Consider the following 26476-nt stretch of genomic DNA (forward strand, 5'->3'; position numbering starts at 1 on the left):
CAAAAATGGATAAAGGGCGTATATTGTTAAAAGATGTGAATTTTTTTGTAACAATTTCTGTAACAATTGGAGGCCCATTTTGAAAAAAGCTAGCAAGCAGCTAATGGCTTTTAGTGTTGTAGCTGCGATAACCTTTTCAAGTTTGAGTATAGATGCTTATGCATCTTCCAACAAGGTGACAAGTGTTCTGCCACAGGCAGGAATAACATATGCTCTTGGTAATAATCAGGTATCCCTTTCAAATCTTCAGCAGTCTGCAAGTGAGGAAACTTCTGATGCAGAGTCCAAAGAGGAATCTTCAGTAGAGTCTGTAAGCAGCACAGCTGAAAAGGATATTGAAGCTTCTTCAGCTGTAACTAATGAGACACCTAGTGCTTCTACAATTACTGATAATATTCTTAAGGATATTCAGAACGCCACAGGCGCAGTTATCAGTAATAAGGAAGGCAGTGAAGGAGAGGAATCCGAAGAGGTTTCTGAGGAAGAGAGTTTTAAGTCCCTTGTTATTGCTAAAGTCAATGATTATGTCAATGTTCGTGATCTTCCAAGTGAGGAAGATGGCGAGATAATCGGTAAGCTGTACGATAAGTCAGTTGGTTATTTTATCGAAGAGGAGAATGGCTGGTATAAGATCAAGTCAGGATCCGTAGAAGGATATGTAAAGGCTGAATACTGTGTTACAGGTGATGATGCAGTAGAGCTTGCCAAGGAAGTAGGAACCAGAATCGCAACAGTTACTACTACAACTCTTAAAGTAAGAAGCGGCCCAGGACTTGACCAGGAAGTACTTGGTCTTGTGCCTATCGAGGACGAACTTGTTGTAGAGGAAGAACTTGACGGTTGGGTTAAGGTTAGTATCGAGGAAGGTGATGGTTATGTATCACTTGACTACGTAACACTTTCAACCGAGTTCGTAGAGGCTGAGTCCAAGGCAGAAGAGGAAGCTCGTCTTGCCAAGGAGAAGGCAGCAAGAGAAGCAGCTAATGCAGCAGCTAAGACAGGTACATCCAAGTCATCAGGTTCATCAAGCTACAATGCAGCAAGCTCATATACAACTGCTACAAGTTCAATCGGATCTGCAGTTGCTCAGTTTGCTCAGCAGTTCGTTGGTAATCCTTATGTATATGGTGGCACATCTCTTACAAACGGTGCTGACTGCTCAGGCTTTGTAATGAGTGTATATGCTAACTTTGGTGTAAGTCTTCCACATTCTTCCGGTGCCGATAGAAGTGTTGGTTCAGCGGTTGATGGACTTGCCAATGCACAGCCTGGTGATATTATCTGTTATTCAGGTCATGTAGCTATTTATATTGGTGGTGGACAGATTGTACACGCTTCAACAGCTAAGACCGGTATCAAGATTTCAAGCGCAGATTACCGTACAGTACTTGCTGTAAGAAGAATCTTCTAAGGATGAGAAATGCATAAATATAAAGAAGTGACAATATGAGCTTGCTCATATATTGTCACTTCTTTTTATTTATATATGGCGAATGAAATGGAACGAGACTTGCCACAAATTTCAAAATATTGTACAATAAATAAAACGATTAACCCCTCATAAATTGAGGAAATAGCATTAAAATATATACGGAGGTTAATATGATAACCTTAAAAGATATCGCAAAAGAGTGTGGCGTATCAACAGCCACTGTATCCAATATACTAAATGGCAAAAATAAAGTAAGTGAAGAGACCAGGAACAGAGTCCTGAAGGTGGTTAACGACAGGGGCTATAAGCTCAACTATGTAGCCCAGGGACTTAGGAAACAAAAGACCCAGACTATTGGCGTAATAGCAGAGGATATAGCCCAGTTCACAACTCCTGAGATTATAGAGGGTATCATGGAAGTATGCGAGGAGAGAGGCTACAGGACAATAGTTCAGAACCTCCGTCTCTATGCCAGATGGCAGGACCTGTGGTTTGACAACGACAAGATGTATTATTCTGTCATGAACCCTGCAGTGCAGGAAATGGCTTCCATCAGAGTTGACGGAATAGTATATGTTGCAGGTCATGCCCGTAAGATACATCGCTTCCCTAATGACAATCAGATACCTTCAGTTCTTGCATATGCCTATTCCCAGGAAGAGGAAGTTCCATCTGTAGTAATAGATGATGAAGAGGCAGCAAGGGTAGCTGTTGACTATCTTATCAAAAGAGGACATACCAAGATCGGCGTTATGGCGGGTGAACAGGAAAACATCCACACCAAGCTCAGAATCCTTGGCTATCAGAAAGCTCTTTATGACGCAGGTATTTTGTACAATCCTGAACTTGTGACATATGCAGGTTGGGGGAAGGAGCTTAGCTATAATGCAGCAGAAGCTCTTTTGCAAAAAGATATCACTGCAATATTCAGTATGAGTGACAGAAATGCCGGTGGAATTTATAAATACCTCTTTGAACATGGTAAACAGGCAGGCAGAGACATTTCTATAATAGGATTCGACGATGAGATGATCTCGGATTTCATGACTCCCGGACTTACCACTATGAGGATCGATCTTCTTGGAATCGGCAAAAAAGCCATAGAGATGCTCTTTGACAAGATGGAAGGCAAGGAAGTATCAAGAGAGATCAAGATGCCTTGTCGCTTGATTGAAAGGGCTTCAGTAAGCAGTATTTTATAATGGTTAAACGATTAAGCATTGTGCATAAAGCACAATATCAAAAGAGATAAATCGTACTTTATTAACAAAATACACATTAAAATACAGAAAATATGTTGACAACTCAGATTGAGTTGTCTTATATTTTAATCAGCAAGTTAATCGATTAACAAAAAACAGAATAGTGAATATCAGTTGCACATATGGAGGATGCTATGAAAAAGAAAATTGCTTCTTTATTACTAAGCGCAACAACTGCAGCTATGATCTTCAGCGGATGTGGAAGCGCGGCAACACAGACACCTGCTCAGAGTGATACTCAGACTACAAAGCAGGAAGCTACTGAGCAGTCAAATGCAGAGCAGAAAGATGACGAGGGAAGCAGCGAGGCTGCGTCAGATAAGGCTGCTCAGGCTATAGCAGACAGAAAAGCCAAGGCTGAGAAGGATGGCAAGTACGAGAAGGTTGTCATTGCATTTTTTGACTGGACAGGAAGACCTGCGGGTCTTGATAGGATCAACGAAGCATTGTCTGCTTATACAGAAGAGACCCTTGGTCTTGATGTAGAGCTTATGATCATAGACTCAGCTGCATATGGAGAAGATATGAAGCTTATGCTTTCATCAGGTGAGCAGGTAGATCTTTTCTCAACATGTATCCTGGGATATAACCCATCAATAAATAATGGATATGTTCTCGACCTTGAAGAAGATGGAATGTTTGATGATTACTGCAGCGGAATAAAGGAAAAGATAAGAGCTGATTACCTTGATGCCTGCAGAGTTGGCGGCGTATTATACGGAACACCTCCAATTAAGGACTATGCTATTGAGACAGCTGCTGTATGTGTAGGTCAGGAATATCTTGATGCTATCGGATACGATGTTACTGCACTGCCAACAGGTGAGCTTGGATATCCAAAGGCTACATGGGATGATATCAATGATATTTTCACACAGCTCCATGCTCAGTTCCCTGACAAGTATGTAATGGCTATTCAGGATAATGAACTTACACAGGGAAGCTCAGTTGATAACATTGCAGGTGACTATTTCGGAACACTCCTTGATCCTCAGAACTCACTCAAGATTGAAGATGTATATGCATCTGATACATTCAAGGAATGGGCGCAGAGAGCTTATGACTGGAACCAGGCAGGATTCATTTCACAGGATGCTCTCACAGATACAACAGGTGCTTCTGCAAAGGTTAAATCAGGAGCTTACATGGCTATGATGGCTTGCAGTAAGCCTGGTTACAAGACTCAGATCTCAGGTGAGTGCGGAAGAGATATGGTTGTATTTGATGTTGGTGAGAGCTTTATGAGTTCTTCATCAGTATCATCATTCCCATGGTGTGTTAACCAGAACACAGAAGATCCTGTAGCAACACTTCAGGTTCTTAATGCTCTTTATACAGATTCAACAATTGAAACTCTTATGTGTTGGGGACAGGAAGGAAAAGAGTTTAAGGTTAATTCTGACGGAACAATCACTTACGCAGATGGCGTAGATGCCAATAATTCTGAGTACTATCCAAACGTTCTCTGGCTTATGCCAAACCCATATGTAACATATGTATGGGAAGGTGATCCGCTTGATCTTGGACAGCAGATCGCAGATTTCAATGACAATTGCACATGTAAGTCAAAGGCTCTTGGCTTTACATGGGATAACACAGATTATGCATCTGAGTACACAGCTCTTAAGAATGCATATGACGAATTTGGACCTAAGGTGGTCTATGGCTTTGTTGAACCGGAAGCAGGAATTGCAGAACTTGAGCAGGCTCTTAAGGCAGCAGGACTTGACGACTATATGGCTGGAAAACAGGCAGCTCTTGATGCTTGGGCAGCTGAGAACGGAATTAACTAAGATCTTTTAAAGAGCTCCGGCTATCGGGGAAGGATAGCCGGGGCTTTTATAGCATTTGGGAGCGAAAAACGTATGAAAAATAAAAGGAAAAACTTTAAGAGGTATATTCCTCTTTATATCATGGCTTTTCCGGGATTGCTGTATCTTTTTATAAACAATTATCTGCCATTGCCCGGACTTATTCTTGCTTTCAAAAAGTTTAATGCCAAGAAAGGAATATATGGTTCTCCCTTTGTTGGCTTTAAGAATTTCAAATATCTTTTTGCCACAAAGGATGCCTTTGTAATTACGAGAAATACTATTCTTTATAATCTGGTGTTTATTATCGTTAATACCATTATGGCAATCTTTGTAGCGATTCTTCTGGCAGAGATGACTTCCAGGATAAAAAAGGCTTATCAGTCATTTATCCTGTTGCCCTATATGATCTCCATGGTAATCGTAAGTTATCTTGTATTTGGCTTTTTATCCACGGAAAACGGATTTATCAACAATTCAATATTAAAGCCAATGGGACTGGACCCGGTTTCCTGGTACATGGAAAAGAAATACTGGCCCTTTATCCTTGTGTTCGTAAGCGCATGGAAGGGCGTTGGATATAACTGTGTTATCTATCTGGCGAGCATTTTGGGGATAGACAGAAGCATCTATGAATCTGCCTCAATAGACGGTGCATCCAAGTGGCAGCAGATATTCAAGATCACTATTCCTCTTTTGAAACCGACAATTGTGATGCTTACTCTTTTGGCAATTGGAAGAATATTCTACTCGGATTTCGGGCTCTTTTATCAGGTGCCTCAGAATCAGGGAGCACTGTTTAGCGTGACAAATACAATTGATACCTATGTTTACAGAGGCCTTTTGGAGCTTGGCGATATGTCCATGTCCTCGGCAGCAGGTCTTTATCAGTCGCTTGTTGGATTTATTTTGGTTCTTGGTTCTAATCTGATCGTGAAAAAGATAGACCCGGATTATGCATTATTCTGAGCATTAAAGGGGTGAGTGACAATGAGAACAAGAGAAGAGAGAAACTTTCAAATATTTGCGCATGTTGTGATGATCATATTATCGCTCCTTGCTGTGGTTCCGTTTGTGCTGCTGGTTATTTCTTCGTTTACTGACAACGATGTACTTATTGCTAACGGATATTCTTTTACTCCGGCAAAATGGAGCACCTATGCGTATGAATATATTTTTAAAACAGGAAATTCAGTAGTTCATGCCTATGGAATATCGATAGTGCTTACCTTGGTGGGAACAGCGCTGGCTCTTTCCATCACAACGCTTTTGGCCTACGCTCTTTCGAAACCTGATTTGCCATTTAGAAGTGTCCTTTTGTTTCTGGTATTCTTTACACTTTTGTTTAATGGCGGACTGGTTCCAACTTATATCGTGTATTCAAATATGCTGAACATTAAAAATACTTTTTGGGCACTGTTGGTTCCGGGACTTTTAATGAATGGCTTTAACGTAATGCTGATGAAATCATATTTCTGCAGCAGTATACCGACTGAGATCCTGGATGCAGCTTACATTGACGGCGCTTCTGAATACAGGACATTTTCGAGTGTGGTATTGCCTTTGTCAAAACCAATAGTGGCTACAATAGGTCTTTTTGCAGGAATCGCTTACTGGAATGACTGGATGAACGGATACATCTATCTTACAAAGAGGACGGACCTGTATTCTGTTCAGAATCTTCTTAACAGAATGATGCAGAACATCCAGTATCTGTCACAGAACAGCGCAAGAGTGCAGGATGCGGGAGTTGGCCTTGCGTCCATCCCATCAGTTTCGGTCCGCATGGCCATGGCCACAGTTGGCGTATTGCCTATACTTGTATCTTACCCGTTTATTCAGGGGAATTTTGTGAAAGGTATAACTCTTGGTGGAGTTAAGGGTTAAAAGGGGAACGATGAAATTACATATTAACGAGAACAGAAAATTAAGTCATATTGAGCCTGAGGTTTACGGGCATTTCAGCGAGCATCTTGGAAGATGCATATATGGAGGCCTCTATGTCGGTGAGAATTCTCAGATAAAGAACGAGAACGGCATGAGAAAGGACGTTGTGGATGCACTAAAAGAGATAAAGGTGCCGGTGCTCAGGTGGCCTGGAGGAAACTTTGCTGATGAGTACCACTGGATGGATGGTATCGGCCCAAAAGAAAAAAGAAAGAAAATGATCAACACTCATTGGGGCGGAGTAATTGAGGATAACAGCTTTGGCACACATGAGTACTTTGAACTTTGCAAACAGCTTGGGTGCAAAACTTACGTAAATGGCAACGTTGGAAGCGGAACAGTAAGAGAAATGAGCGAATGGGTGGAGTACATGACGTTTGACGGCGTTTCACCTATGGCAGAGCTCAGAAAAGAAAATGGCCATGAAAAACCATGGACTGTGGATTACTTTGGCGTTGGCAATGAAAACTGGGGATGCGGGGGTAATATGACCGCAGACTATTATGGCAATAAGTATAGGAATTATCAGACCTATGTGCGTTGCTACAATGGAAACAAACCCATAAAGAAGATCTGCTGCGGCCCAAATGCCGATGACTATAAGTGGACAAGTGAAGTTATGGAAGTGTGCTTCAGACACCCTGCGCCAACGGCTGCCCATGGCTTTATGGATGGGCTTTCTGTTCACTACTATGTTGTTGTCAACAACTGGGAGCACAAGGGAAGTGCAAAAGAGTTCTCGAAAGAAGAATATTACAGGGCCATGAGAAAGGCTGTGTACATGGATGAAATCATTACAAGAAATGACCATATCATGTCTGAGTACGATCATGAAAAGAAAATTGCGATGCTGGTAGACGAATGGGGATGCTGGCACGATGTGGAAGAAGGAACAAATCCGGGATTTTTGTATCAGCAGAATTCCATGCGCGATGCACAGGTGGCAGGTGCTACCCTTAACATATTTAATAAGCATTCAGACAGAGTAAAGATGGGATGTCTTGCCCAGATAGTAAATGTACTTCAATCGGTAATCCTTACAGAGGATGACAAGATGGTTCTTACACCGACCTATCATGTATTTCATATGTTCCGCCATCATCAGGATGCAGATCTTCTGGATAGCTATATTGAGGGAGCAGAGAAGGTAGGAGAAGGTGAGGATATCGTTGAAAATGTAAATGAATCTGTTTCTGTGGACAAAGATGGAATTGTGACAGTCACTTTGAACAATATCGATGTGGAAAAAGAAAACATTGTGGATATCGATTTTAGAACTTCTTCGATAGGTGAAGTTACAGGAACAATTCTGTCCGGAAAAATGGATGACTATAATAGCTTTGATGAGCCTGAAAAAGTTTTGGAAAAGAACTTTGAAGGCTTTGGAAATAGCGGAAATAAGCTTAAAGTTGCCCTTCCTCCCTGCAGCCTTGTCTCGCTTAGGATAAAACTTTCCTAATTTCTCCAATGTGCACATAAAGCTAAAAGTCAACAAATATTAATAAATATTTTATAGTTTGTTTATAAAAAGTTATCCACAGGGTGCTTTTTAAGAATGGCTATTTTTCGACTTATACACGAACTTATCCACATTGTCCACATAAAGGGTGTTTTGCAAGTGAATTTTACACAATAGAAAGCAACAGATATTTTTTTGTGCATTATTGCTAAAATGAAGTTGTTTATAAAAAGATTAGGATTCAAAGTGTGTTATGTGTTGGATAAATTGTCAGATAAATGCTATAATATGTTATACATTTTAGTAGCAAAGGGGATGATTGCATGAAATTTACAATCGTAGGAAAGAACATTGATGTTACACCAGGGCTACGTGCAGCGGTCGAGGAGAAAATAGGTAAGCTTGAAAAATATTTTACTCCTGATACTAATGCCAACGTCACACTAAACGTCGATAAGGAGCGACATAAGATTGAGGTGACCATTCCTGTAAAAGGCAAGATCATTCGTGCTGAGCAGATCAGTAACGATATGTATGTTTCAATCGATCTTGTTGAAGAGGTTATTGAAAGACAGCTTAAAAAATACAAGAGCAAGCTTGTTGATAAGCAGCAGGCAGAAGCCAGCAACTTCAAAAAAGAATACATTGAGAGTGAATACGTGGATGAGGATGAGATCAGGATCGAACGTATGAAAAAATTTGATCCAAAGCCAATGTATCCGGAAGATGCCTGTGTACAGATGGAACTTTTAGGACACAATTTCTTCGTATTTGTTAACGCTGAAACTGATCAGGTAAGCGTAGTTTATAAGAGAAAAGGAAACACATACGGAATAATTGAACCTGAAGTATGAACTTGTTAATTAAATAACAATTCGTTAATTTAATATCAATTTATTGAGATTTTATAAAATAGCTCCCTGAGGGGAGCTATTTTTTATTGCATTTGACTATATGGTGTGCTAAAATTATTCTGTTCTGATAAAAATTTATCAAGCGATTCTAAAGTCAAAACTAAATAAAATATGGACATAGACATGTCCCAAAAAACGGAGGTAATACTTTATGGCACAGAAAGTAGTTTTAGCGGGTGCAGTGAGAACAGCTATCGGCAAAATGGGTGGAGCCCTCAGCAACACTCCTGCAGCAGAACTTGGTTCAATCGTAATCAAGGAGGCACTTAACCGTGCAGGTGTTAAGCCTGAGATGGTTGACGAGGTACTGATGGGATGCGTTATCCAGGCTGGACTTGGACAGAACGTAGCAAGACAGGCTTCAATCAAGGCTGGTCTTCCAATTGAGACTCCTGCAGTTACTATCAACGTAGTTTGTGGTTCTGGTCTTAACTGTGTCAACATGGCAGCTGATCTTATCAAGGCTGGCGAGGCTGATATAGTTGTTGCTGGTGGTATGGAGAACATGTCTATGGCTCCTTATGCACTTCCTAATGCACGTTTCGGATATCGTATGAACAACGGAACAGTTGTAGATACAATGGTAAACGATGCTCTTACAGATGCTTTCAATCATTATCACATGATGATCACAGCAGAGAATATCTGCGATAGATGGGGACTTACAAGACAGGAACTTGATGAGTTCTCAGCAAACTCACAGCAGAAATGTGAGAAGGCGCAGGCATCCGGCAGATTCAACGACGAGATCGTTCCTGTTCCTGTAAAGGTTAAAAAGGAAATGGTTGAGTTCAAGGTTGATGAGGGTCCTCGTGCCGGCACAACAGTAGAGACACTTTCAAAGCTTAAATGCTGCTCTGGTAAAGAGGGCGGACTTGTAACAGCTGGTAATGCTTCAGGTATCAATGATGGTGCTGCTGCAGTAGTTGTTATGAGCGAAGAGAAGGCAAAAGAACTTGGAATCAAGCCTATGGCTACATGGGTAGGCGGAGCTCTTGCAGGTGTTGAGCCAGAAGTTATGGGTATCGGACCTGTTGCAGCTACAAAGAAAGTTCTTAAGAAGACAGAGCTTTCACTTGATGATATCGATCTTATCGAGGCTAACGAAGCATTCGCAGCTCAGTCAGTTGCAGTTGCTAAGGACCTTGGATTTGATATGAATAAGGTTAACGTTAACGGTGGCGCTATTGCACTTGGACACCCTGTTGGAGCATCAGGATGCCGTATCCTTGTAACTCTTCTTCATGAGATGCAGAAGAGAGAAGATGCTAAGAAGGGTCTTGCAACACTTTGCATCGGCGGCGGAATGGGCTGCGCTACTATAGTAGAGAAATATGAGTGATAAAGGGATTCAAACTGAATCAGTCTGTCGTGCTTGCACGATACAGACTGATTTAGCTTGAAGACCGAACATACATGAGGGCTGTAAACACTTGGCGAAGTTTTTTTGAGCCTAGTGTGCGCGTGTTCCAGCGAACAAATGTGAGAGCTGGAACTACCTTATGAAGTCATGCGTATATCACTAATAAATATAAAGGAGAATGAAAAATGGGATTTGTTAATTGTGAGTTAAAAGACAACGTAGCAATCGTTACAATCAATCGTCCTGAAGCACTCAACGCTCTTAATTCACAGGTTCTTGATGACCTTGCTGCTACATTCGATGCAATCGATACAAATGTAGTAAGAGCAGTTGTTCTTACAGGCGCAGGAGAGAAATCTTTTGTTGCCGGTGCTGATATCGGAGAGATGAGCACACTTACAAAGGCTGAAGGCGAAGCTTTCGGTAAAAAAGGAAATGATATCTTCCGCAAGATCGAGCAGTTCCCTGTTCCTGTAATTGCTGCAGTAAACGGATTTGCTCTTGGCGGTGGATGCGAGATCTCAATGAGCTGCGATATTCGTATCTGCTCAGAGAACGCTATGTTTGGTCAGCCTGAGGTTGGTCTTGGAATCACACCTGGATTTGGTGGAACACAGAGACTTGCTCGTCTTATAGGTGCAGGAATGGCTAAGCAGCTTATTTACACAGCTCGCAATATTAAGGCTGATGAAGCTCTTAGAATTGGTCTTGTTAATGCAGTTTATCCACAGAAAGAGCTCATGGCAGCAGCAGAGAAGATGGCTTCTCAGATCGCAGCTAATGCTCCTATCGCTGTTCGTGCATGCAAGAAAGCAATCAATGATGGACTTCAGACAGATATAGATGAAGCAATCGTTATCGAAGAAAAGCTCTTTGGCTCATGCTTTGAGACAGAGGATCAGAAAGAGGGAATGGCTAACTTCCTTAGAAAGAAAGATGATCCAGCAAAAGTTAAAGTTGTTGCTTTTAAAAATGGCTGAGAGAACCTGGCGAAGTATTTTTGAGTCTGGTTCGAACGTGTTCCGGCGAACGAAAGTGAGAGCGGAACTTCCTTATACACATAAAAAATTATTTTTAGGAGGATTTTAAAATGAAGGTAGCTGTTATTGGCGCAGGTACAATGGGTTCAGGAATTGCTCAGACATTTGCTCAGGCTGAGTCTGTAGAGAAGGTTTATCTTTGCGATATCAAGACTGAGTTTGCTGAGGGCGGATTTGCAAAGATCAAAAAGGGTCTTGATAAGCAGGTTGCTAAGGGAAAGAAAACTCAGGAAGAAGCTGATAAGATCATCGGCAAGATCCAGACAGGTCTTAATGACATCTGTGCTGATGCTGATCTTGTAGTTGAGGCTGCTCTTGAAGTTATGGATATCAAGAAGAACCTTTTCAAGGAGCTTCAGGACAACATCGTAAAGAATCCTGATTGCATCTTTGCATCAAATACATCATCTCTTTCAATTACAGAGATCGGTTCAGGTCTTGCAAAGCCTATCATCGGTATGCACTTCTTCAATCCAGCTCCTGTTATGAAGCTCGTTGAGGTTATCCAGGGTGCTAACACTCCTGATGACATGGTAGAGAAGATCAAGAAGATCTCAGAAGACCTTGGTAAGACACCTGTACAGGTTAATGAAGCAGCAGGATTCGTTGTAAACAGAATTCTTGTTCCTATGATCAACGAAGGTATCTTCGTATATTCAGAAGGCGTTTCAGATATCCAGGGTATCGATACAGCTATGAAGCTTGGATGTAACCACCCAATGGGACCATTAGAGCTCGGCGATTATATCGGACTTGATATCGTTCTTGCTATCATGGACGTTCTTTATTCAGAAACAGGCGATTCAAAATATCGCGCATGCCCACTTCTTCGTAAGATGGTTCGTGGTAAGAAGCTTGGCGTTAAGACAGGAATTGGTTTCTACAATTATGCAGATGGAAACAAGGTTCCTACAGACCGCGCCTAACTACATTATAGATTTAAATGATTAATATGATTCGGAGGAAAAAATAATGGATTTTCAGCTTGATCAGCAACATGAAATGGCTAGAGCTCTTTTCAAAGAGTTTGCAGAAAAAGAAGTAAAGCCACATGCAATAGACGTTGACGAGACAGAAGTTTTCCCTAGGGAAACAGTTGCAAAAATGCAGAAATATGGATTCATGGGTATTCCGATTCCAAAGGAGTACGGTGGACAGGGTTGTGATCCTCTTACATACGTTATGTGTGTAGAGGAGCTTGCAAAGGTTTGTGGTACAACAGCAGTTATCGTATCTGCTCACACATCACTTTGCTGCGATCCTATCATGACTTATGGTACAGAAGAACAGAAGCAGAAATACCTTGTACCTCTTGCTAAGGGTGAGAAGCTTGGTGCTTTCGGTCTTACTGAGCCTATGGCTGGTACAGATGCTCAGGGCGTTCAGACAAAGGCTGTTCTTTCAGAAGATGGTAAAGAGTGGATCCTTAACGGTTCAAAGTGCTTTATCACAAACGGTAAGGAAGCTGATATTTATATCATCATCGCTTACACAGATATCGTAGAAGATAAGAAGGGCAGAAAACAGAAGAAGTTCTCAGCATTCATCGTTGAGAAAGATACTCCTGGATTCACTTTCGGAACAAAAGAAAACAAGATGGGTATCCGCGGTTCATCAACATATGAACTTATTTTCCAGGATTGCCATATCCCAGCAGAGAACCTTCTTGGTGCAAGAGGAAAGGGATTCCCTATCGCTATGCACACTCTTGATGGCGGACGTATTGGTATCGCTGCTCAGGCTCTTGGTATTGCTGAGGGCGCACTCGACAGAACAGTTGAGTATGTAAAAGAGAGAAAGCAGTTCGGAAGATCTATCGGAGCATTCCAGAATACACAGTTCCAGCTTGCAAACATGGCTACACAGTGCGAAGCTGCTAAACTCCTTGTTTACCAGGCTGCTGATGCAAAGAAGAATAAAGACTACTATGGCGTTGAAGCTGCAAAGGCAAAACTCTTTGCTGCAGAAGCTGCTATGGATGTAACTACAAAGGCTGTACAGCTTCACGGTGGTTACGGATACATCAGAGAGTACGAAGTAGAGCGTATGATGCGTGATGCTAAGATCACAGAGATCTACGAAGGTACATCTGAAGTTCAGAGAATGGTTATTTCCGGAGCATTACTTAAGTAATCAGTTAGCGAAGAAAAATATAAGGAGAAAATACAATGAAAGTAGTTGTTTGCATTAAGCAGGTCCCTGATACAAAGGGCGGCGTTAAGTTCAAACCCGATGGAACATTGGATAGAGGTGCAATGCTCGCTATCATGAATCCTGATGACAAAGCAGGACTTGAGGCAGCACTTAGATTAAAAGATCAGTATGGAGCAGAGGTTACAGTTCTTACAATGGGACTTCCTAAGGCTGATGCTGTTCTTAGAGAAGCTTTTGCTATGGGCGCAGACAAGGCAATCCTTGTCACAGATAGAGTACTCGGCGGCGCAGATACATGGGCAACATCTTCTACTATTGCTGGAGCACTTAGAAATCTTGAGTATGATCTTATCATCACTGGCCGTCAGGCTATCGATGGAGATACAGCTCAGGTTGGTCCTCAGATTTCTGAGCACCTTCACCTTCCTGTAATCTCATATGCAGAAGAGATCAAAGTTGATGAGAAGGCTCGTACTGTAGAAGTAAAGAGACAGTTTGAAGACAGATATCACATCGTAAAGGCTAAGATGCCTTGCCTTGTTACAGCTCTTTCTGAGCTCAATGAGCCCAGATATATGACTCCTGGCGGAATTTTCGATGCTTTCGAAAAGGAAGTTACTGTTTGGGGAAGAGCAGATCTTAAGGACGTTGACGATTCAAACCTTGGTCTTAAGGGATCACCTACACAGATCGCTAAAGCTTCTGATAAGGTTAAGAAGGGTCAGGGAGAAAAAGTTGCTCCTGATTCAGCTGAAGAAGCAGTAGATTATATCGTAGGTAAGCTTACAGAAAAGCACGTCATCTAATATTTTTAATTGAAAAGGAGAAAAGTCATGTCTTTAGAAGAATATAAAGGTGTATTTATATTTGCTCAGCAGGTAGACAATGAACTTTCAAGTATCGCACTTGAACTTCTGGGCAAAGCAAAGAGTCTTGCAGAAGACCTTGATGAGAAAAAAGTTACAGCCGTACTTCTTGGTAGTGATGTTAAGGGGCTTGTAGACAAGCTTGCTGAGTATGGTGCAGATAGAGTAATCGTTGTTGATGATCCTGCTCTTAAGGATTACAGAACAGAACCTTATACACATGCTCTTGCATCTGTAATCGATGAGTTTAAGCCTGAGATCCTTCTTGTTGGCGCTACAGCTATCGGAAGAGATCTTGGTCCTAGAGTATCATCAAGAGTACATACAGGTCTTACAGCTGACTGTACAAGTCTTGATATTGGTGATTTCCCTCTTGAGCCTTCACCAGTTAGAGAGACAAAGCACAAACAGCTCCTTATGACAAGACCTGCATTTGGTGGAAATACAATCGCAACAATCGCTTGCCCTGATTTCCGTCCTCAGATGGCTACAGTTCGTCCTGGTGTTATGCAGAAGATTGATCCTATCAAGGGTGCTAAGGCAGAAGTTGTTGAATTCAATCCTGGATTCGAAGAGAACGACTGCTACACAGAAATCCTTAAGATCGTTAAAGAGGCTTCTTCAGTTGCTGATATCCAGGCAGCTAAGATCCTTGTATCAGGCGGTCGTGGAGTTGGCAGTGCTGAGAACTTCAAGATCCTTGATGATCTTGCAGAAGCTCTGGGCGGAACAGTTTCCTGCTCACGTGCAGTTGTAGATTCAGGCTGGAAGCCAAAGGATCTTCAGGTTGGACAGACAGGTAAGACAGTTAGACCTCAGCTCTACTTTGCAATCGGTATTTCCGGAGCTATCCAGCACGTTGCAGGTATGGAAGAGTCTGATATCATCATTGCTATCAACAAAGATGAGAATGCTCCTATCTTTGATGTAGCTGATTATGGTGTAGTTGGAGATCTTAACAAGATCGTTCCTGCTCTTACAAAGAAGATCAAAGAAGCTCTTGCAGCAAAGAACTGATAAATTGATCATTAAAGGCCGGTGCCAATTTGGTGCTGGTCTTTTTTTAATGATTTTTTGATTAAATTGTTTAAAATATAACCCCCCAGGGGGCTTGTGAGCCGGTTTTCCGCTCTACTATAATAAAACCTATAGCCAAGGATAAGGCAAGCGTAAAGGTGCGGAGTTCTTCCGACTTTTGTGCTTGCCTTCCCCTTAAAAGAATTCCAATTGGAGGAGAAGAGTATGCATATGGCAGACGCCCTTGTGGCACCGGCAGTAGCTGGAACAATGTATGTATTATCAACAGGAGCAGCAGGTGTTTCTGTAAAAAATGTGAGGGAAGAAAATGATCCAAAAAAGATTCCTGTTATGGGGGTAATGGGAGCTTTTGTATTTGCAACACAGATGCTTAATTTTACAATTCCGGGCACAGGTTCTTCGGGACATCTTTGCGGAGGCATGATGCTTTCAGCAATGCTTGGACCTTACGCAGGCTTCCTTACAATGATAGGAGTGTTACTTGTTCAGTGTCTTCTTTTTGCTGATGGTGGACTGTTGGCACTAGGATGTAATATATGGAATATGGCCTTTTACGGGTGCTTTGTGGGAGCACTGTTAATATGGCGTCCTTTCATGAAAAAAGGCGCATCAAGAGCTAAAATAATCGCAGCATCAATAATCGGATGTGTTTTGACACTTCAGATGGGAGCATTCTCTGTGACAATTGAGACCCTTTTGTCAGGAATTACAGAACTTCCATTTTCAGTATTCTTAGCAACAATGCAGCCAATCCATCTTGCAATCGGCTTCGTTGAGGGACTTATCACTTCAGCAGTTCTTATATTTGTAAATGAAGCAAGACCTGAACTTTTGTGGGGAGTTGGCGAGAAATCCTCAAATGAAGGAAAGCTTTCATTTAAGAACACTATTATTGCCATTGCAGTTGCAGCAGCTATTTGTGGCGGTGTAGTTTCTCTTTTTGCATCTGCATTCCCGGATGGCCTTGAGTGGTCTATGGAACAGGTAGCAGGAACTACAGAGCTTGAGGCTGATGGCGGAGCATATGAGACTGCATCAGCAATTCAGGATACTACATCACTTTTTCCTGATTACGCTTTCAAGGACAGCGAATCAGCTGTTGGAACAAGCTTTTCCGGAATCGTTGGAGCGCTTGTTGTAGTTGGAGTTACTGTTGGTGCCTGCTACGCATTTAAGTTTTTTAAGAAAAAAGAGAGTATTGCCTGATAAATGCTTTGACCATAAGCTTTCGTTGGAATATACTTGATACATGAATTCGATTGAAAAAAATTTACTTGAACTAAATAGAATAGAAAATCTGCAGCAGCGTTCTCATTGGATGAATAGACTTCATCCTTTGGGAAAGCTGCTTCTTAGCGTTTTATACATTTTTACCGTGGTTTCTTTTGACAAATATAAGGTGACGCCCCTGATACTGATGTCAGTTTATCTTATATTTGGTTTTATCATAGGCGAGCTTTCATTCAGAGAAGGAATTTACAGGGTAAGACTTGTTCTTCCCCTCGTGATCTTTGTGGGGATCCTGAATCCTTTTTTTGACAAAAGAGTTCTTTTTTACCTGGGGACATTTGCTGTTACGGGTGGCATGGTGTCTATGCTGACCTTGATGCTAAAAGGATTTTATGCGGTACTGTCTTCGTATATCCTCATAGCTACAACTTCCATAGAAGACATTTGCTATGCTCTGCGGTGCGTTCATGTACCTAAAACGGTAGTGCTTGTTATCATGCTTATTTACAGGTACTTTGATGTTATGGCAAAAGAGGCGGACAGGATAATGACAGCTTATACCCTAAGGGCGCCGTCTCAGAAGGGTATTCATTATAAGGCCTGGGGAACTCTGGTAGGCCAGTGGCTTTTGAGAAGCATGGACAGGGCGGAAATGGTGTATGAGAGCATGCTTCTTAGGGGATTTAACGGTGATTTTAAAATGAGGAGAAAAGAGGTTAAGAAGATAGATGTTTTGTACCCTCTTTTTTGGATCATTGTTTTTATTATAATCAGACATTTTTGAGGAAAAGATATGCACACAGGAGTATGTGGAGAAATACTGAAAATAGAGCATTTGAGCTTTGGATATGAAAAGGGTGAGAAGGTTCTGACTGATATCAGCTTTGAAGCTCATGACAAGGAGAGCATTGGTATTATCGGCTCAAACGGAATAGGAAAATCGACGCTTATGAAGCTGCTGGTGGGACTGTACCTTAATTACGAGGGCAGGCTTGAAGTTGCAGGTCATACCATGGATAAAAAGAACTTAAATCACATCAGAGAGCATGTTGGCTATGTGTTCCAGGACTCTGACAGTCAGCTCTTTTTGTCCACAGTTGAGGACGATGTGGCCTTTGGACCACAGAACTATGGGCTTTCCGCTGAAGATGTTGAAAAGAGAGTGACTAGTGCTCTTCAGAGGGTTCATATTGAAGCTTTGAGGAAAAAGCAGACCTATAAGCTTTCAGGCGGTGAGAAAAAGCTTGCGGCCATAGCAACAATCCTGGCTATGGAGCCTGATATTATAATTATGGATGAACCCTCAGTTGCGCTTGATCCAAGAAACAGGAAAAACCTCATTGGTATTTTGAATGAAATCGATGCTTTAAAACTCATTACTTCCCATGATCTTGACTTTGTCATGGATACTTGTGAGAGAACTATTCTTATTGACGATGGAAAGATCATTGCGGATGGAAAAACAGATGAGATATTAAGGGATAAAGAACTTTTGGAATACCATGGTCTTGAGCTGCCACTTAGGTTTGGTGGATGTTAAAAAGGGAAAAAATATATTATATTACGTTGAGTACGTGTGATTATAATGATAAAATAGAAGTGGTGTACACTACTTCTTTTTATTTATAAAAAAATGGAGGAAAAGTTATGGCAAGAAAAGTAGTTTTGGCGGGAGCATGCAGAACAGCAATAGGAACAATGGGTGGAACATTATCAACAACACCGGCACCTGCACTTGGAGCAATAGTTATAAAGGAAGCTTTAAAAAGAGCGGGAGTTAAGCCGGAGCAGGTTGATGAAGTATATATGGGTTGCGTAATCCAGGCAGGCCTTGGACAGAACCCTGCAAGACAGTCAGCAATAAACGCAGGAATCCCTGTTGAAGTTCCTGCAACAACAATAAATGTACTTTGCGGATCAGGACTTCACTGCGTAAACCTTGCAGCAAAGCTTATTGGAATGGGCGATGCTGATATTATCGTGGCAGGTGGTATGGAGAACATGTCAATGGCACCATACCTTATGCAGCAGGGCCGTTACGGATACAGAATGGGATCCGGAGAACTCCAGGATGCAATGATCAAGGATGCGCTTACTGATGCATTTGGCGGATATCACATGGGTATCACAGCTGAGAATATAGCAGAGCAGTGGCATCTTACAAGGGAGCAGCTTGATGAGTTTGCAGCCTGGTCACAAAACAAGGCTGAGAAGGCAATTGCAGAAGGAAAATTCAAGGAAGAGATTGTTCCTGTAGAAATTAAGAAAAAGAAAGAGACAATCATTTTTGATACAGATGAAGGACCAAGAAAAGGCGTTACAGTTGAAGGCATTTCACATCTTAAGCCTGCATTCAAGAAGGATGGCGGTGTTGTTACAGCTGCTAACTCTTCAGGAATCAACGATGCTGCATCTGCAATAATCGTTATGAGCGAGGAGAAGGCAAAAGAACTTGGTGTTAAGCCTCTTGGAACATGGATTGCAGGAGAACTTGCAGGTGTTGAGCCAAGCATCATGGGCATCGGACCTGTTGCTGCAACACAGAAGGTTATGAAAAAGACAGGCCTTTCAATTGGCGACTTTGATCTTATTGAAGCAAATGAAGCTTTCGCAGCGCAGTCTGTTGCAGTTCAGCACGACCTTGGATTTAGCAGTGACATCCTCAATGTAAATGGTGGCGCTATCGCACTTGGACACCCTGTTGGATGCTCAGGCAACAGAATCCTTGTATCTCTTTTGTATGAAATGCAGAGAAGAGACGTTCACAGAGGTCTTGCTACACTTTGTGTCGGTGGCGGAATGGGATGCGCAGCTATAGTTGAAAGATAAGTTTTTTGAAAAGCATTTAAATCGGAGGGCATATGGCGGATCGCTCAATACTTGTTGTAGATGACAATGAGATAAACAGAGGCATCTTGGGAGAAATATTTAAGGACAAGTACAATATTCTTGAGGCTGGAGACGGCGTTGAGGCTATGAAGATCATGGAGCAGAATGAGGATAAACTTGCGGCAATTCTGCTTGATATTGTCATGCCTGAGATGGATGGTTATGCAGTACTTGAAGCCATGACCAATAAGGACAATTTAAATGAAAGTATTCCTGTTCTTATGATCACGGCAGATACATCTACCGAAGCTGAGAGAACAAGTTACCAGAAAGGTGCAGCGGACGTTATACATAAGCCCTTTGACCCTGTTATCGTTGACAGAAGGGTTTCCAGAACCATAGAGCTCTATGATCACAAGAATAACCTCGAAGAGAAGGTCGATGATCAGTCCAGAGTTTTGAAAAAGCAGTTTCTATACCTGAAAAAGCAGGAGGAGAAACTTAAAAACAGTAATGAAAGAGTTATTGATACCATAGCAACAATAGTAGAATTTAGGAGCATGGAGTCAGTTTACCACTTAAAGCGAATAAAGGGCATCGTACGTATACTGGCTCTTGTTGCTATGAATAATTATCCTGAGCTTGGTCTTACTCCCCATATGGTGGAGGTTATAACTCAGGCGTCAGCCATGCATGATATAGGAAAAATATCTGTTCCCGACTCTATTCTTTTAAAGCCTGGAAGACTGACCACAGAGGAATTTGAAGTCATGAAGTCCCATACCACAAGAGGGTGTGAGATTGTAGAGATGCTCAAAGATATCCAAGATAAAGAGTATTATGAGATGTGCCTTGATATCTGCAGGCATCATCATGAAAGATATGATGGAAGAGGCTATCCTGACGGACTTAAGGGAAAAGAAAATTCCATTGCAGCCCAGCTTACAGCACTTGCGGATGTATATGATGCTCTTGTAAGTGACAGAGTGTATAAGGCAGCTTACCCTGTGGATAAAGCCTATGATATGATCAAAAATGGTGAATGCGGAGTATTTTCTCCAAGCCTTATGGCCTGCTTTGAATTTGCAAGACCTGATATGGAAAAACTCATTGCTGAGACGAAGGCTGAAGAAGCAGCTGAAAAGGGCGGCTATTCCCCATATGGAAAACCTGTTGGCAAATAATTAAAAATATTGTTGACAAAGAACTGTGCCATGCATATAATATATTTTGTTGTCGATATGGCACATGTGCGTGTAGCTCAGCTGGATAGAGCGTCTGGCTACGGACCAGAAGGTCGTGGGTTCGAATCCTGTCACGCACACTGGAAGATGCATCTAGTTTAACATTAGATGCATCTTTTTTTGTGCTCTTTTGTTTGTTATAATCGGAGTTATGATGAAAAAATATGATTTAATTTGTCCATGCCATTTTGGTTTGGAATCCGTTTTAAAAAAAGAAATAATAGACCTTGGCTATGATATTACAGAAGTCTCAGACGGAAGAATTTCTTTTGCCGGAGATGCTGATGCTGTATGTCGCGCCAATATCTGCCTGAGAACTGCAGAAAGAGTCCTTATTAAAGTCGGAAGCTTTCACGCTGAGACCTTTGAGGATCTCTATCAGGGAGTTAAGGCGCTTGCCTGGGAAGAGTTTATTCCCGAGAGAGGCAAATTCTGGGTAAAAAAAGCATCAAGCGTTAAGAGTAAGCTCTTTAGCCCTTCTGACATTCAGTCCATTGTGAAAAAAGCTATCGTTGAAAGAATGAAGCAGAGCTACAATACTGACTGGTTCAAAGAGGACGCTGAGGAATATCCCATCAGAGTCTTTTTAATGAAGGATGAGGTTACGGTAGCTCTTGATACTACAGGTGATTCTCTTCACAAAAGAGGTTACAGAAAACTTGAGTCCAAGGCTCCTATTGCAGAGAACCTTGCGGCTGCACTTATAATGCTCACTCCATGGCACGGAGACAGGATTTTGGTGGATCCTTTCTGCGGAAGTGGAACTATTCCTATTGAAGCAGCCATGATCGCAGCTCATATCGCGCCCGGAATAAACAGGCATTTCACGGCTGAGAAGTGGACCAATCTGATTGATCCCAAGAACTGGGAGGATGTTCGTGAAGAGGCAAAAGAAGAGATCCTGCCTGACATTGAAACTGATATCCAGGGCTATGACCTTGACCCTGAAATGGTTGAAATAGCCAGAATAAATGCCAGGAAGGCAGGTGTTGATCATCTGATACACTTCCAGGCAAGGGATATCGCTGATCTTAGCCACAGGAAAAAATATGGTTTTATCATCACCAATCCTCCTTATGGTGAGAGAATCGGTGATCAGAAAGAGCTGCCTTCTCTTTATAAAACGATTGGTGACAGGTACAAAGCGCTTGATGCCTGGTCAATGTACCTTATTACAGGATTTGAACAGGCCGAGAAATATATTGGCAAAAAAGCTGATAAAAACAGGAAGATCTATAACGGTATGATCAAAACATATTTTTATCAGTTTATGGGGCCAAAGCCTCCGAGAAAGAACAGCTAAGCTTTTTGGAGGCCACTTATGATGGGGAAAAAGATCTATGAATAACGAGCAGATGAAAAGGGTGGCTATAAAAGCTGGGATTTTTGGAGCAATTTCCCTTGTGGTCATGCTTCAAAGGGCTGCCACCAAGCATATTCTGATCACGGATGCCGCAGGAACGCATATAGACAGGGCAACTACTGTGGATTCATATAATATTCTGATTGACCGGAATGTCCCAAAAGGACAGTCTGGCAAGCTTATAATACCTTTATCCAAGACTGTAAGCTCTGATGATATCGTACTTGAGGACAGATATATAGATCATGAACTGAGGATTTATATAGACAGCAGAGAAGAGGGATTCTATCTCGACAATGCGGTGGTTACGGATATTGATATTTTAAGAAGCGCGGTGTGCGTTGCTGAAAATGACAGCGGAAGTGTTTGCCTTGATTTTGTACTAGACGGGCTGTATGCCAGTTCAATCTCTCTTACGGAAGCAAGTACTATCGAGGTTGAGTTTAACAAACCTTCAGATATATATGACGGCGTAGTTGTTGTAGATCCATGTGCCAGCGATATATACGGTATGGGTGGTGCAATAGAGATTGCCCGTGAGTTAAAAGAAATATCTGCAAAAGATGAAGAAAACAACTTAAAGATATACTTTACAGATCTTTCGGGAGATACTGTTACACAGGAGCGGACAGCGGAGTTTGTAAATGAAGCTCAGGCTGATCTTTTAATAGCTTTAAATGCTACTAAAAAGGAAGATATGAACGGTGTAAACATATCTGCCTACTATAATAGTCAGTTCTTTTTACGAAGCCTAAATAACGCGGAATTTGCTGATATGCTTGAAAGAAGCACGGCAGAAAAGCTTGGGGCAGTGGCTGAAGGAATCTATGAGGCCAAAGAAAACGATATGCTGCTGAATACAGCTACTATACCATCTGCAAGGCTATACATTGAATATGAGTCCAACGGGGATGAAAAAAAGGCAGCTGAGGGGCTTTATGAGGCTATATTAAAAGCAGAAGCAGCTGTAAATAAATAATTGGGAGATATCTGGTATGAGGATAGTATTTGCGACAGGTAATAAGAATAAGATGAGAGAGATCCGCGAGATACTTGGCGGACTTGGTATGGAAATTCTCTCTATGAAAGAAGCAGGCGTAGATGGAGATATTGTGGAGAATGGAACATCTTTTGCAGAAAACTCCATGATAAAGGCCAAAGCTGTCTATGAAATGATAAGGGAAAAAAGCTCGGAAGAAGCGGGGGAGACAATTGTTCTTGCCGATGATTCGGGGCTTGAGGTTGATTATTTAAACGGGGAACCCGGAATCTACTCTGCAAGATACATGGGAGAGGATACATCCTATACTATAAAGAATAATAAGATCATTGAAAGACTTGAAGGAGTGCCTGATGAAGATAGAACAGCGCGCTTTGTATGTGCTATTTCAGCGGTACTTCCCGATGGAAAGACCTATTCCTGCCAGGGAACCATGGAGGGCAGAATAGGCTATGAGATTGCCGGAGAGAACGGCTTTGGATATGATCCTATTTTCTTTTTGCCTGAATTTGGAAAGACATCCGCAGAGATTAGTCCGGAGGAAAAGAACTCTATCAGCCACAGGGGAAAAGCTCTCAGAGAAATGGCAAAGTTACTTGGGGAAGGAATTTGATTTATGCATAAGTATTTAGTTGTGAGTGATACTCATGGCAGAGATAATAATTTTTACGATGTTTTAGACCTTGAAGAACCTCTGGATGGGATTATTCACTGTGGGGATTTTGAAGGCTCCGAGGGTAAATTTGCCATAGCTGCAAACTGCCCTGTATATTTCGTTGCCGGAAATAATGATTTTTTCTCCGACCTGAATAGAGAATTAGAATTTACATTTGATGGTCATAAAGCCTTTTTGACCCATGGACATAACTATATGGTATCTATGGATCTTGATTATATTCGCAGTGAAGGAATCGCCAGAGGAGCCGAAGTTGTATTTTTTGGTCACACTCATAAACCTGTTGCCAAGACCATGGGAGGAGTTTACCTGTTCAATCCTGGCAGCTTATCATACCCCAGGCAGGAGGGCAGAAGGCCAAGCTACATCATACTTACAACAGATGACAGTGGTATAATAAACTATGAAATAAAGTACTTATAAAAACGTTAAAAAAATTGCAAAAAACTTGTTGACATTTCGGTCCGAATCATTATATAATAAATCTCGCGTTACGGCGAAAGGCAATAAAGCAAGACGGGGTGTGGCTCAGTTTGGCTAGAGCACCTGCTTTGGGAGCAGGGGGTCGCAGGTTCGAATCCTGTCACCCCGACTCAAGTTTTCAACTTGAAACGTCAGCTTTGCCGAAAACGTAAAAGCAAGACAATTTCATTATGAAATGTTTTGCGGGTGTAGTTCAATGGTAGAACACTAGCCTTCCAAGCTAGATACGTGGGTTCGATTCCCATCACCCGCTTCATGTGTCCGTAGCTCAGCTGGATAGAGCAACGGCCTTCTAAGCCGTGGGTCGGGGGTTCGAATCCCTTCGGGCACATCTTTTTTATGAGCAGAGTACTTGCCGGTTTTATGGCTAGTGCGAGCCATTGGTGGACACTGACAGTTCCATCGTTAGTGTAGCACCGCAATATGGTGGCTATAGCGTAGTTGGTTAACGCGCCAGATTGTGGTTCTGGAGACCGAGGGTTCGAGTCCCTCTAGCCACCCTGCACGAAAGTGCGTTGGGCTATCGCCAAGCGGTAAGGCACAGCACTTTGACTGCTGCATACGACGGTTCGAATCCGGCTAGCCCAGTTAGGCGTAACAGGATGTGATTTTGCGTCGAAATTTGTTCATAGTAATACATGGGATACTAGCTCAGTCGGTAGAGCACTTGACTTTTAATCAAGTTGTCGGGGGTTCGATTCCCCCGTGTCTCATTTAAGAAGCCTTGTAAACGGTATGTTTGCAAGGTTTTTGTTTTGCCACATGCATGTGCATGATTTAATTGTTCTTAATTTTTTTAGGTGTGTTATGACAAAAGGTTCTATTTCCAAAAATCTGATTTTATTTGCAATTCCACTTTTTTTAGGCCAGCTCTTACAGCAGCTGTATAATGTAGTCGATTCTGTTGTAGTTGGTAATGTTCTTGGTAAAGAAGCTCTGGCTGCTGTTAGTACCACAGGTAGCCTTATTTTTTTGATGGTTGGCTTTATAAATGGTCTTTTTATGGGAAGCAGCGTTATCATCGGCAAAAGGTTCGGAGCTGGCGATGAAAAGGGAGTATCAATTGCTGCTCATACAGGAATAACATTCTCAATCCTTATGGGGCTGGTACTTACAGTATTTGGTTATTTCTTTACACCGGTGCTGCTTGGATGGATGGGAACTCCTGAAGATGTAATGCCGAATTCAATCATGTATTTTAAGATATATTTCCTTGGCGGACTTGGAAATGTACTGTATAGTGCTTGCTGCGGCGTATTTCAGGCCATGGGTGATTCCAAGAGGCCTTTGTACTATCTGATGGTCAGCACAGTACTGAATACGGTACTTGATCTTTTATTTGTAAGAGATCTGGGATTTGGAATCGCGGGAGCAGCTCTTGCTACAGTTATTGCTCAGTTTGTCAGTGCACTGCTTGCATTTATTAAACTCACACAGGTTCATGGACCTCACAGGATCGATATAAGGAAACTTAAAATGGATCCTGAGACTATTAAAAAAGAGCTTATGATAGGTTTTCCTACAGGAATACAGAATAGTGTTATTGCCATCGGAAATGTTGTGGTTCAGTCCAATATCAACGCATTTGGCTCAGCTGCAATGGCGGGATGCGGAAGCTACTTTAAGCTTGAAGGTTTTGTATTTTTGCCTATAACATGTATGTCCATGGCTTTGACCACTTTCGTAAGTCAGAATGTAGGAGCAAAAGAACTTGCGAGGGTAAAGAAAGGCGCTGTTATCGGAAGTGTTATCAGCGTAAGCTGTGCTGAATTTATAGGTCTTATGGTATTTTTATTTGCACCGATATTTCTTAGAATGTTTTCATCTGAGCCGGAGGTTCTTTTGATAGGTGCAACTCAGGCAAGGACAGAGAGCTTATTCTACTGCCTTTTGGCCTTAAATCACTGTCTGGCAGGAATATACAGAGGAGCAGGAAAGACAACAGTTCCCATGGTTGTTATGCTCTCTAGCTGGTGTCTTCTGAGAATCACTTATATCACTATAATAGTCAGGATAATTCCAGTGGTTAATGTTATTTTCTGGGCTTATCCACTTACCTGGTCTGTCAGTGCAATAATCTTTATAATCTACTATTTCAAAGGCAACTGGCTCACTAAGGTTTTTGAGAATAATACTTGAAATTAGTTTATAAACTTTGTATAATCAATTTTGTTCGTGTAAGGCGGATATGCGGATGTGGCGGAACTGGCAGACGCGCTAGATTTAGGTTCTAGTGTCTCCGACGTGCAGGTTCAAGTCCTGTCATCCGCAGTATTATTTAAGGCTTTTTATGTAGTCTACATTTGATTACATATAAAGCCTTTTTCTTTAGAGTTTATCTGTATTTCTTATCCTATCTTTGTTT

The 26476-nt window shown here is 41.8% G+C and carries 23 protein-coding genes and 8 tRNA genes; all 31 read left to right on the forward strand.

The features are described from left to right. Window positions 1-79 precede the first annotated feature (79 nt). The 31 genes from G585_RS0106335 (at window position 80) to G585_RS0106485 (ending at window position 26382) form a co-directional block, all read left to right on the forward strand. The gene (locus G585_RS0106335) at window positions 80-1411 is read left to right on the forward strand and encodes a C40 family peptidase (RefSeq protein ID WP_022773778.1); all 1332 of its coding nucleotides are present in this window, start codon (window positions 80-82) and stop codon (window positions 1409-1411) included. A 191-nt stretch (window positions 1412-1602) separates the two neighbouring features. Next, window positions 1603-2634, forward strand: coding sequence for a LacI family DNA-binding transcriptional regulator (locus tag G585_RS0106340; protein ID WP_022773779.1), 1032 nt, complete (start codon window positions 1603-1605; stop codon window positions 2632-2634). A 194-nt stretch (window positions 2635-2828) separates the two neighbouring features. Further along, window positions 2829-4487: an ABC transporter substrate-binding protein gene (locus G585_RS0106345; RefSeq protein ID WP_022773780.1), complete on the forward strand. Its 1659-nt coding sequence runs from the start codon at window positions 2829-2831 to the stop codon at window positions 4485-4487. Between the two features lie 72 nt (window positions 4488-4559). Then, on the forward strand, window positions 4560-5474 hold the full coding sequence (locus G585_RS0106350) for an ABC transporter permease (RefSeq protein WP_022773782.1): 915 nt from the start codon (window positions 4560-4562) through the stop codon (window positions 5472-5474). Window positions 5475-5495: 21 nt separating this feature from the next. Then, a complete protein-coding gene (locus tag G585_RS0106355) occupies window positions 5496-6392 on the forward strand; it encodes a carbohydrate ABC transporter permease (RefSeq protein WP_022773783.1) in 897 nt (298 codons plus the stop codon). Between the two features lie 10 nt (window positions 6393-6402). After that, window positions 6403-7911, forward strand: a complete 1509-nt coding sequence (locus tag G585_RS0106360) for an alpha-N-arabinofuranosidase (RefSeq protein WP_022773785.1) — start codon at window positions 6403-6405, stop codon at window positions 7909-7911. Between the two features lie 323 nt (window positions 7912-8234). Then, entirely contained in the window at window positions 8235-8765 is a 531-nt protein-coding gene (hpf, locus tag G585_RS0106365) for a ribosome hibernation-promoting factor, HPF/YfiA family (protein WP_022773786.1), read from the forward strand. A 211-nt stretch (window positions 8766-8976) separates the two neighbouring features. Further along, window positions 8977-10167: an acetyl-CoA C-acetyltransferase gene (locus G585_RS0106370; RefSeq protein ID WP_022773787.1), complete on the forward strand. Its 1191-nt coding sequence runs from the start codon at window positions 8977-8979 to the stop codon at window positions 10165-10167. A gap of 206 nt (window positions 10168-10373) precedes the next feature. Then, window positions 10374-11168: an enoyl-CoA hydratase-related protein gene (locus G585_RS0106375; protein ID WP_022773789.1), complete on the forward strand. Its 795-nt coding sequence runs from the start codon at window positions 10374-10376 to the stop codon at window positions 11166-11168. A gap of 110 nt (window positions 11169-11278) precedes the next feature. Then, complete coding sequence (locus G585_RS0106380) at window positions 11279-12154, forward strand: 3-hydroxyacyl-CoA dehydrogenase family protein (protein ID WP_022773790.1); 876 nt, start codon at window positions 11279-11281, stop codon at window positions 12152-12154. Between the two features lie 46 nt (window positions 12155-12200). After that, window positions 12201-13361, forward strand: a complete 1161-nt coding sequence (locus G585_RS0106385) for an acyl-CoA dehydrogenase (protein ID WP_022773791.1) — start codon at window positions 12201-12203, stop codon at window positions 13359-13361. Between the two features lie 35 nt (window positions 13362-13396). Then, window positions 13397-14188, forward strand: coding sequence for an electron transfer flavoprotein subunit beta/FixA family protein (locus G585_RS0106390; RefSeq protein WP_022773793.1), 792 nt, complete (start codon window positions 13397-13399; stop codon window positions 14186-14188). A 27-nt stretch (window positions 14189-14215) separates the two neighbouring features. Continuing rightward, entirely contained in the window at window positions 14216-15265 is a 1050-nt protein-coding gene (locus G585_RS0106395) for an electron transfer flavoprotein subunit alpha/FixB family protein (RefSeq protein WP_022773794.1), read from the forward strand. Between the two features lie 225 nt (window positions 15266-15490). After that, the gene (locus G585_RS0106400) at window positions 15491-16492 is read left to right on the forward strand and encodes an energy-coupling factor ABC transporter permease (RefSeq protein WP_022773795.1); all 1002 of its coding nucleotides are present in this window, start codon (window positions 15491-15493) and stop codon (window positions 16490-16492) included. A gap of 112 nt (window positions 16493-16604) precedes the next feature. Continuing rightward, on the forward strand, window positions 16605-17300 hold the full coding sequence (gene cbiQ / locus G585_RS0106405; protein ID WP_330361376.1) for a cobalt ECF transporter T component CbiQ: 696 nt from the start codon (window positions 16605-16607) through the stop codon (window positions 17298-17300). Window positions 17301-17309: 9 nt separating this feature from the next. After that, window positions 17310-18056: an energy-coupling factor ABC transporter ATP-binding protein gene (locus tag G585_RS0106410; protein WP_022773798.1), complete on the forward strand. Its 747-nt coding sequence runs from the start codon at window positions 17310-17312 to the stop codon at window positions 18054-18056. Window positions 18057-18163: 107 nt separating this feature from the next. Beyond that, entirely contained in the window at window positions 18164-19345 is a 1182-nt protein-coding gene (locus G585_RS0106415) for an acetyl-CoA C-acetyltransferase (protein WP_022773799.1), read from the forward strand. A 32-nt stretch (window positions 19346-19377) separates the two neighbouring features. Then, on the forward strand, window positions 19378-20529 hold the full coding sequence (locus G585_RS0106420) for an HD domain-containing phosphohydrolase (protein ID WP_022773801.1): 1152 nt from the start codon (window positions 19378-19380) through the stop codon (window positions 20527-20529). Between the two features lie 66 nt (window positions 20530-20595). Then, window positions 20596-20669 (forward strand) — tRNA-Arg (locus tag G585_RS0106425). Between the two features lie 74 nt (window positions 20670-20743). Then, entirely contained in the window at window positions 20744-21892 is a 1149-nt protein-coding gene (locus G585_RS0106430; protein ID WP_022773802.1) for a THUMP domain-containing class I SAM-dependent RNA methyltransferase, read from the forward strand. Between the two features lie 37 nt (window positions 21893-21929). Further along, on the forward strand, window positions 21930-22931 hold the full coding sequence (locus G585_RS0106435; protein WP_022773803.1) for an N-acetylmuramoyl-L-alanine amidase: 1002 nt from the start codon (window positions 21930-21932) through the stop codon (window positions 22929-22931). A 16-nt stretch (window positions 22932-22947) separates the two neighbouring features. Beyond that, window positions 22948-23565 carry an RdgB/HAM1 family non-canonical purine NTP pyrophosphatase gene (gene rdgB, locus G585_RS0106440; protein WP_022773805.1) on the forward strand — a complete coding sequence of 206 codons (618 nt, stop codon included), beginning with the start codon at window positions 22948-22950 and terminating at the stop codon, window positions 23563-23565. Between the two features lie 3 nt (window positions 23566-23568). Then, window positions 23569-24051 carry a metallophosphoesterase gene (locus G585_RS0106445; RefSeq protein WP_022773806.1) on the forward strand — a complete coding sequence of 161 codons (483 nt, stop codon included), beginning with the start codon at window positions 23569-23571 and terminating at the stop codon, window positions 24049-24051. A gap of 94 nt (window positions 24052-24145) precedes the next feature. After that, window positions 24146-24220, forward strand: a tRNA-Pro gene (locus G585_RS0106450). Window positions 24221-24293: 73 nt separating this feature from the next. Further along, window positions 24294-24364, forward strand: a tRNA-Gly gene (locus tag G585_RS0106455). Window positions 24365-24368: 4 nt separating this feature from the next. After that, window positions 24369-24442: transfer RNA gene (locus G585_RS0106460), tRNA-Arg, on the forward strand. A 95-nt stretch (window positions 24443-24537) separates the two neighbouring features. Further along, window positions 24538-24611: transfer RNA gene (locus G585_RS0106465), tRNA-His, on the forward strand. A 16-nt stretch (window positions 24612-24627) separates the two neighbouring features. Beyond that, window positions 24628-24699: transfer RNA gene (locus tag G585_RS0106470), tRNA-Gln, on the forward strand. A 52-nt stretch (window positions 24700-24751) separates the two neighbouring features. Continuing rightward, window positions 24752-24824, forward strand: a tRNA-Lys gene (locus G585_RS0106475). 94 nt (window positions 24825-24918) lie between these two features. Next, window positions 24919-26250 carry an MATE family efflux transporter gene (locus tag G585_RS0106480; protein ID WP_026663825.1) on the forward strand — a complete coding sequence of 444 codons (1332 nt, stop codon included), beginning with the start codon at window positions 24919-24921 and terminating at the stop codon, window positions 26248-26250. 51 nt (window positions 26251-26301) lie between these two features. Then, a tRNA-Leu gene (locus tag G585_RS0106485) sits at window positions 26302-26382 on the forward strand. Window positions 26383-26476: the final 94 nt, after the last annotated feature.

The sequence above is a fragment of the Butyrivibrio sp. AE2015 genome, assembly GCF_000420825.1.
Lineage (GTDB): Bacteria > Bacillota > Clostridia > Lachnospirales > Lachnospiraceae > Butyrivibrio.